The sequence below is a fragment of the Beijerinckia sp. L45 genome, assembly GCF_009765775.1.
Taxonomy (GTDB): domain Bacteria; phylum Pseudomonadota; class Alphaproteobacteria; order Rhizobiales; family Beijerinckiaceae; genus RH-AL1.
In genome coordinates this window covers 19072-27823 of record NZ_LMUU01000159.1, presented here as the reverse complement: position 1 = coordinate 27823, position 8752 = coordinate 19072, and the positions used below count along the sequence as shown (strand labels likewise).

Below are 8752 nucleotides of genomic sequence, written 5' to 3'. Positions count from 1 at the left end.
CGGATGCGATGTCGCGACGATGGCTTCGGCTTCCGCCGAGAACCGGCGGCAGGCCGTCTCGATCTCGTCGATCTCGGCGCCGCGCCTCGTGACGGCCTCCCTTGCGTTGGCGACGTCGATCTTCCAGCGCTCGACCTCCGACGCTTCGGGGACCGCCATCGTCGCCAGGGCCTCCGCGGTCCCCGCCCACGGCGCGAGCAGCCGCAACCGCTCCGCCAGGATCATGCCCTGCGCTTCCGCCGCCCGCGCCGCGGCCCTGCCTCGTGGTGCATGGTCGCTGTCTCGGATCGCTGCGAGGACGGCGGCCGTCTCCACTAGGTCGGCGGAGCCCGGTCCTACCGGCAGTTCGCGTTCGGCGGTCGCGACCCCGAGCATGGCGGCGTCGTGTTCCGCGGTCGCCGATGCGAGCGCCGCTTCGATCCCCGAGCGGCTCTCGATCTGGCGGCGCAGCGCCAAGGCGGCCGCCGCATCGAGCACGAGGCGGCGCGGATCGGGTTCGCCATCGCGGCCGAGGAACGCCAAAATCCGCCTGATCGCTGCCGTCTCGCCGTGCAGGCTGAGCCGGCGTTCCGGCAGATCCTTCGCCGCGGTTACGGACCTTGCGCGCTGGTCCCCGAGCCGCGCGATCCTGTCGGCCAGCCGCAACGCCGGCTCGTCGACCTCGATGTCTTCGAGGTCGCGCGCGAGGCGCGTCGCCTCGGCGTCGATGGTGGCGAAACGGGCCTCGAGCCCGATCTCGTCGCGCGTCAGGCCCGGCATGGCCTCCGCCCAGCCCGCTGGTACGGCAGGAAGGTCCGGGATGGCTTCGAGCTCTCTGTTCGCCGCAGCGAGTTCCGCCATCCGCGGGAGCGCCGCGAGCCTGCGCCGGACGCCCTCGAGCGCCGCCTGCACGGTCCCGCGCTCGGCGATGGCTTCCTCGTAGCGTTCGTTCGCGAGGACCGAAGCCGACGAGAGCCGCCCATACGCCGATGCCGGCGTGTCGACCTCCTCCTTGCGTCTCCTCAAGGCCTCGAGCCGTTTCTTCATTTCGGCGAGTTCGTGGCTGCGGCCGCCCGGCTTGAAGAATGCGTCGGCCTCGGCCCGCATCGCGGCGAGGGACTGGCTGAGGCCCGCTAGACCGGCGCTTGCGGAGAACAGCAGTTGCCCAAGCTCGCCGCGGCTCGCCAGGATGCTCTCGCCGCCCTTCTCGAGGCTTTCGTCGTCGAGCGAGAACATGGTCCGGTACGAGGCCCAGTCGAGCCCGGCGAGTTCGCCGAGGAAGACGCCCTCGGGCAAGTGAAGGCCGTCGGCGCCCGTCAGGCCGCTCGCCCCCTTCGTACGCACGACCTCCGTCAAGGCGCCGTCGATCTCGACCGAGGCGCCGATGCGCAAGCTGGCAGCCGGATGGATGAAGTCGAACGGCGTCTTCGCCTCGATCCCGAACAGCAGGTCGACGAGCGCGGCGAACATCGTCGACTTGCCGGCCTCGTTGGGGCCGTAGACGACGTGGAGGTCCGGCGTCCCGGGCTCGAGGGGGCCGAAGTCGATCGTCGTCCCGGTGAAGCGGCCGTAGCGGGTGAGGTCGAGGCGGGCGATGCGCATCAGGTCTCCTCCCCTCCGGCGCGCGCCAGACGTGCCAGGACGTCCTCGGCGCCATCCTTCGCCAGGATGTCGAGGACCGAACGCAGCGCCGCCTCGTTGTCGCCGAGCACCCGCCGGCATTCCTGGGGAAGCGCGTCCCGCATCTGTTCGAGCGCCGTCGTAGCCGCCAGGACGTAGGCGCTCGAGGCCTGCACCTCGCCCGACATCAGCCGGCGCAGGTCGATCAACGCGGCGCCCGTCGCCTCGTCGGCCGAAGTCGACGGGGCGGAAACCGCGATCTCGACCTTGTCGATCCACGTTCTCCCGAGGCTCGAAGCGATCTGCTCGGCCTCTGCCCTCAGGAGGTCTGCGTCCCGGCGGATGCGCCACGCCAGCGGCGTCGCACCGGCTAGGGTCAATCTGGCGACGAGATGCTCGGACGCGACGGCGTCACGTTTGGCTCCGAGGCGCGAGGCGACGCGTCCGACGATCTCGCGCCATTCCGTTGCGCCGCCGAGGTCGACGGCGACGCGTTCGAACTGCGCGACGCTGGTGAGCCGCTCCTCCAGGCCGATCGAACCGTTGTCGGCGATCGTCGCGAGCGTCACAGTCTTCGGGCCGCTTTCCCCGACGTCGCGGCCCTGCGGCATCCCCGGCATGACGATCGAGCATCGGGTGCCCGCGACGGAGCGGCCGTGGACGTGCCCGAGCGCCCAGTACCGGAACCCGCTCGCCTCGAGATCGGTCGCCTTGCATGGCGCGTACGGGTCGTGGCTCGCCGAGCCGTCGAGGCTCGTGTGCATGAGGCCGATGTTGATCGCGCCCTCGACTGGCGGGCGGTACTTCGGCAGCAGGCTCTCGGGCGCATGCGGCTGCGCGAAGCTGATCCCATGGAACACGACCTCGCGCCCGTTCCCGTTGGCTGGAACGGTCACGGCGTCGGCGCGCCCGCCGAAGATCTTCGTCGTATCCGGCAGGACCATCTCCTTGGTGATCCGCGACAGGGCGTCGTGGTTGCCGCGGATGATGAAGACGCGGATGCCGGCCTCGTGCAGGCGGCCGACCTCCGTGGCCAGGAACCTGGCCGTCTTCATCGAGGTCTGGTCGCCGTCGTACAAGTCGCCGGAGAGCACGAGCGCATCGACCCTCTCCTCGAGGCAGAGGTCGGCGATCGACGAGAACGCGCGCCGCGTCGCGTTCCCGACGAGTTCGGCGACCTCGGGATTGCGGAACGCAAGGGACTTGAGGGGCGAGTCGAGGTGGATGTCCGCCGCGTGCACGAACCTGAAGGCCACTATGGTTTCTCCTCGCCTACGTCGGGGTCGACATCGGGTTTCGCGCCTACGCTCGACGCGCCTGGTCATTTCGATACCGCTACCACGCCGTGACGCGTCTGGCAGATCGCATGCAGGCGATATCTGGGACGGATATTATTAATATCAAGCTATGCTTGATGCCTAAATTCCGGACGGGTGATCGGCCACCGGCACTTTCGACTTCCGAGGATCGTGCAGACAAGCTGTCAATCGGCGTCGAAATTTTGTTGCAAGCCGAAACACAGTTACTGCGGAGGCGCCGGACGTGCGGGTCGGCTCGGAAGCGGACCGACCGGGCTTCACGCCGGCGCCCTTGCGCCCTTACCACCCATGAGTAGCGCCATCGGCATCGAGCCGGGCGAGCACACCCCGGCTTGCTTGTCCGACGGACGGTAGGTCGCCTGTCAAGGACGGCTGGGGGACGCGCGAAGCTCAGCGGTAGCGGTAGTTCGCCTTCACGTGCGAAAGGTCGAGGCCCGGGTAGGTCAGCTTGACGAGTTCCTCGTACCGGCTCACCACCGAGATGCTCTCGCCGTACTGGTCCGTCGTGTCCCCGTTCGAGTGCCCGACGATCGCCTTCAGCACGTCGCGGTTGAGCTTCTGGTTGCGCATCCTGTCGACGAACTTGTGCCTGAGCGAGTGGAAGACCTTCGACGGGCTCGCCGTAACGAAAAGGTCGGTGTGGCGCGCCCACCACTTGCTCCAGTTGTGCGTCATGCGGCCCCGATACTCCTTCAGGTTTGGGAACAAGCTCCGCTTACCGTGCGCGCGCATCGCGGCGGCGTAGTCTAGGAACCCCAGGTCGACGAGTTGCGGATGGATCGGGACGCGCCGCCGTGCGTCGGTCGTCTTGAGCTTTTTGACGTGGCGGTCATCGTCATCGTGTTCGTCCTCATCCTCGTCGGGGAGGTCCATGAGGTCGAAGAAGTGGATGCCCTCCTCGATCCGGATGTCGGAGCACAGCAGCTGCCCGATCTCCTCGAGCCGGGCGCCGGCGAACAGTGCGATCAGCGGCATCCAGAAGGCGGCCTCGCCCGCGCCGCCGACCCAGCGCTTCTGTTCCTCGGTGTAGATCCGAGTGCCGAAGATCTTGATGAGGTCCTCGAGGCTGTAGGGCAGCCTTACCACCTTGTCCGACTTGCGCAGCGGCAGGTCCTGCTTCGAGCAGGGGTTGTCGGCGCGGATCTCGTCCAGGATCGCCGCGTGCATGCAGGCCGACATCGACCCGATGCCCTTGCGGTTCACGGTCCGCCGCGACAGCTTCTTCTCATTGGGACGGTCGGCTGACCAGGCGAGCTGCTCCTTGAACGTCATCGCCCGCACCGCCCGCGGCATGTTCCGGGCGCAGGTCGCGACCGTGTCCCTGTATTCGCGGATCATCGGACGCGTGACCTCGCTCGCCGGCAAGTCGCCGAACATCTCGATGAAGCGGTCGACGTAAAGCCTGTTGTCGTCGATCTGCTTCTGCCCGGGTTCGAACAGTTTGACCCAGCGCGCGCGCATATCGGAGATCCGCTTCACCGGCTCGGGCGGAGCCGGCGGCGGCGTCAAGCGCTCCGGGCGCTCCGGCGTCTCGGTCGCGTCGCCGTTGAACCGCGCCTCGACGACGCGGAACGCGTCGACCTTGGCGCGCAGCGTGGCGAGCGCCAACGCGGTGCGGTCGGGGTTTCCGCGCGCTAGCGCCACGCCGTTATCGGCGAGCAGGGCGTCGACGTCGCTCGGTATGGGGTAGGCGTAGATCGGATCGTCGAGGAGCAGGGCGGTCAACTCCTTCGACAGCGCGCCTGGCTGCGCCTTCGCCCCGGCGGCCAGCAGCTCGGCGAGGAGGCCGGGCGGCACGTCGCGCTCGCTCTCGTTGGCGCGGCGGTCGAAGACGGCCGCCTTGCGCTGCTGCAGCAGGCTCGTCAGCAGCCGCGCTTCCGAGAGCTGCGCCGCCCGCTCGAGGTCCTCGCGCGCCGCCGGCCGGCCGGTCCGCTCGATGACGTCGCCGATGACCGTCGCGAGCGGCGAGGTGGCGCTGGCATCCCAGGTCAGGTCGTCCGCCGCGAGGACGTCGTGCCGGGCCTGGCCGGCGAGCCGCCGGATCTCCTCGGTGGTGAGCCCGTTCAAGGCCCGCAACTTCGTGGCGCTCGTGCGCGCGGCGCCGACGCGGACATAGGCGAGCTGCACCAGCGCCTCGACCTGGGGATGCACGACCGCCCAACGTTCCCGGGCGGTCTTCAGGTCGCCGGTCTTCAGCGAGATCTTGACGACCGGGCCGCCGGCGAGAACGCGCGCGTCCGCGGCCCACGGCATCTCGACTTCGCCGAAAACGAGTTGCTCGACGCGAGCGGAAAGCTTGCGGTGGTAGGTGTATTGGCCGGCGTCGGGACGTCCGACGAGGAAGGGGTATCCGGTCTTGGTGGGTCTACCCATGGGGCACCTGCGGGGGCGATTATTACCAGATTTGCCACCATGATTGTCCCTACGGGACGAATCAGGATGACGCTCATGGAAAAAAGCCTAGCAAGTACAAGCGACTAGCGCAAAAGTGGTGCGGGCGGTCGGAATCGAACCGACACTCCTTGCGGAACGGCATTTTGAGTGCCGCGCGTCTACCAGTTCCACCACGCCCGCTGGCTCACCGCGCTCGATCGAAATCGATGCGCGATCGACCGCGCACTCATGCCACAGGATGGGGCGGCGGGTCCAGCCCCTCTGCCGCCGCGCCCGCGCTTTCTCGATGGCGGGCAAATCCTCCACTCCGCACAGCGCGGGGGCAGGGCAACGCCGAAGGCGGGGGCATCGGCGGCGCACGACATGGCGGGCCTGTCCCGATAAAAACCGCGAAGCCGACTGCACCATTTTCGCGTCACTCTGCGTCACGCGTCACGATTTCCGGCCTTGCCGGGATTCCGACGCACGGAGTCAGAATGCGCGCCGGCCCGGATGGGTCAAGAGCCGAGGGCCGACCCGATCTTCGGGTTCCGACCTTGGCGTGCCTGTGACGTGTCCGATGCCGGCCGGCGCGCCCGCGGCACAGCGCTTCAAGGCCGCGGCAAAGAGATACAGACCGCAAGTCTAGCCAATGACGCTCAGGGTGACGCAAGGCTAGCTGTGATGCTCGCGATCCGCATAGTGGGCGCAGGCCCCCTCCACCATGCTGCGCATGGTCCCCTTCCCCACTTGAAGGGGAGAGGAGTCCTCGCTACTGCCACTCCCGGATGTCGACGAAGTGCCCGGCGATCGCGGCCGCCGCTGCCATCACCGGCGACACCAGGTGGGTGCGGCCGTGGGGACCCTGGCGGCCTTCAAAGTTGCGGTTCGAGGTCGAGGCGCAGCGCTCGCCCGGATTGAGCTTGTCTGGGTTCATCGCCAGGCACATCGAACAGCCCGGCTCGCGCCACTCGAAGCCGGCGGCGGTGAAGATGGCGTCGAGCCCTTCGGCCTCCGCCTGCAACTTCACCAGGCCGGAGCCCGGCACCACCATGGCGCTGACCCGCTCGGAAACCTTGTGACCGGCCACCACCTTCGCGGCGGCGCGCAGATCCTCGATGCGGCTGTTGGTGCAGGAGCCGATGAACACCCGGTCGATGCCGATGTCCGTGATCTTCTCGCCGCCCTTCAGGCCCATGTAGTCCAGCGCCCGGCGGATCGCCGCCTGCTTCATCTCGTCGGCGACATCGTCCGCGCGCGGCACGGAGCCGGAAATCGTCACGACGTCCTGCGGGCTGGTGCCCCAGGAGACGATCGGCGAGAGGTTCGCCGCGTCGAGCCTGACTTCCTTGTCGAAATGCGCGCCGTCGTCGGAATAGAGCGTGCGCCAATAGGCGACGGCCTTGTCCCAGGCCTCGCCCTTCGGCGATTTCGGACGGCCCTCGAAATAGGCGATCGTCTTGTCGTCGGGCGCGACCATGCCGGCGCGGGCGCCGCCCTCGATCGACATGTTGCACATCGTCATCCGGCCCTCGAGCGAGAGGGCGCTGATGGCGTCCCCGGCGTATTCGATGACGTGGCCGGTGCCGCCGGCCGTCCCGATCTCGCCGATGATCGCCAGAATGATGTCCTTTGCGCTGACGCCGGGCGCAGCCTTGCCCTCGACGAGAACGCGCATGTTCTTGCCCTTGGTCTGGATCAGCGTCTGGGTGGCGAGCACATGCTCGACCTCGGAGGTGCCGATGCCCTGCGCCAGCGCCCCGAAGGCGCCGTGCGTCGACGTATGGCTGTCGCCGCAAACGATCGTCGTGCCGGGCAGGGTGAATCCCTGTTCCGGGCCGATGACGTGGACGATGCCCTGGCGCTTGTCGTGCTCGTTGAAATATTCGAGCCCGAAATCCCTCGCATTCATCGCCAGCGTCTCGACCTGCAGGCGGCTTTCCGGCTCGACGATGCCTTGCGAGCGGTCGGTGGTCTGCACGTTGTGGTCGACGACGGCGAGCGTCCGCGATGGGGCGTGCACCTTGCGGCCGGCCAAGCGCAGGCCCTCGAAGGCCTGCGGGCTGGTCACTTCGTGGACGAGGTGGCGATCGATGTAGAGTAGGGTGGTGCCGTCCGCCTGCACGTCGATGACATGGTCATCCCAAATCTTGTCGTAGAGTGTGCGCGGCTTGGCCATCGGTCTTCCCAATTCTTCCCTGATCTGCATAAAAGCGTGGCAATGCATGTCACTTAATGCCGATAGGCGTAAAGCGAAAGTCGTCTTCGCCGGTTACCCGCATGGCGAGCGGCGCATGGCCTGGAGAGTCTTCGATGCGCCCGTCCGTCGCCCCTTATCTCACGGTCTCGCCGGCTTTGGCGGCGATTACCTTCTATACGGCGGTGTTCGCGGCGGAGCAGAAGGCATTCATGCCGGCGCTCGACGGCGTGCGCATCCTGCATTGCGAACTGGCCATCGCCGGCGGCTCGATCATGCTGGCCGACGCGTTTCCGGAGTTCGGCCAGACGCGGGTCGCCATCCCCGGCGAAGCCGCGACGATCTCGATCAGCGTCGAGTTTCCCGGGGCGGCGCAGGTCGACGAGATTTTTGCGAAAGCCATGGGGCTCGGCGCCAAACCCGAGACGATGCCGACCAATTCGTTCTGGGGCACCAGGCTCGCGACCTTCCGCGACCCCTTTGGGCATCGCTGGATCCTCAACGCGCCGCTGGTGGCGGTGTAAGGGCGGGCTCCCCTTCTCCCGCCTGCGGGAGAAGGTGGCCCTTGCGTCAGCAGGGTCGGATGAGGGCGACCGCAGTCTGATCCCCTTCCCCCTTGCGGGGAAGGGCTAGGGATGGGGGTCAGGGTGTTCTTCGCCGGTGCATGAAGAACACCCTGACCCCCACTCCCAACCTCTCCCCGTACAAGTTAGGCCTGCCTAACTTTGTCATTCGACAATTCCAACTCGGGCAAGCCCGAGTTTGTGGGAGAGGGGCAGGTGGTTTTCCTTACTCAGCCGCGCTGGTCTTCGCAGCCTTGGTCGCCTTGGCGGATGCCTTGGCTTCCTTCTTCGCGACTTCGCGCGCGGCCTTGGCGGCTGGCGTCTCCATGCGCTCGGCGATACGCGCCGATTTTCCGCGACGGTCACGGAGATAGTAGAGCTTGGCGCGCCGCACCTTGCCGCGACGGATCACCTTGATCGAGTCGATGTTCGGCGAGAACAGCGGGAACACGCGCTCGACGCCTTCGCCGTAGGAGATCTTGCGAACGGTGAAGCTTTCGTTGATGCCGCCGCCGGTGCGGGCGATGCAGACGCCTTCATAGGCCTGGACGCGGGCGCGATCGCCTTCCTTGACCTTGACGCTGACGATGACCGTGTCGCCGGGCTGGAATTCCGGGATCGGACGGACGGCTGCAAGCTTCGCGGCCTGTTCGGCCTCGATCTGTTGGATGATGTTCATAGGTAGTCCTGCCGTTTCGCCT

General features: G+C 67.4%; 6 protein-coding genes and 1 tRNA gene. 1 reads left to right on the top strand and 6 read right to left on the bottom strand.

What is annotated here, in order from left to right; translation table 11 throughout:
- The 5 genes from GSQ79_RS17380 to leuC all read right to left on the bottom strand — a co-directional run.
- Positions 1-1581: AAA family ATPase (locus GSQ79_RS17380; RefSeq protein WP_158809936.1), on the bottom strand; the 1581-nt coding region annotated here is incomplete at its 3' end.
- Entirely contained in the window at positions 1581-2855 is a 1275-nt protein-coding gene (locus GSQ79_RS17375; protein WP_158809935.1) for a DNA repair exonuclease, read from the bottom strand. The genes GSQ79_RS17375 and GSQ79_RS17380, both read right to left, overlap by 1 nt.
- Before the next feature lie 453 nt (positions 2856-3308).
- Positions 3309-5291, bottom strand: a complete 1983-nt coding sequence (locus GSQ79_RS17370; protein WP_158809934.1) for a site-specific integrase — start codon at positions 5289-5291, stop codon at positions 3309-3311.
- Positions 5292-5407: 116 nt separating this feature from the next.
- Positions 5408-5492 (bottom strand) — tRNA-Leu (locus GSQ79_RS17365).
- Positions 5493-6063: 571 nt separating this feature from the next.
- Complete coding sequence (gene leuC / locus GSQ79_RS17360; protein ID WP_158809933.1) at positions 6064-7470, bottom strand: 3-isopropylmalate dehydratase large subunit; 1407 nt, start codon at positions 7468-7470, stop codon at positions 6064-6066.
- Between the two features lie 134 nt (positions 7471-7604).
- Between leuC and GSQ79_RS17355 the strand changes: the two genes are divergently transcribed.
- Positions 7605-8012 carry a glyoxalase/bleomycin resistance/extradiol dioxygenase family protein gene (locus GSQ79_RS17355; RefSeq protein WP_158809932.1) on the top strand — a complete coding sequence of 136 codons (408 nt, stop codon included), beginning with the start codon at positions 7605-7607 and terminating at the stop codon, positions 8010-8012.
- Between the two features lie 265 nt (positions 8013-8277).
- Here the strand turns inward: GSQ79_RS17355 and rplS are convergent, their stop codons facing one another.
- A complete protein-coding gene (rplS, locus tag GSQ79_RS17350; protein WP_158809931.1) occupies positions 8278-8730 on the bottom strand; it encodes a 50S ribosomal protein L19 in 453 nt (150 codons plus the stop codon).
- Positions 8731-8752 lie beyond the last annotated feature (22 nt).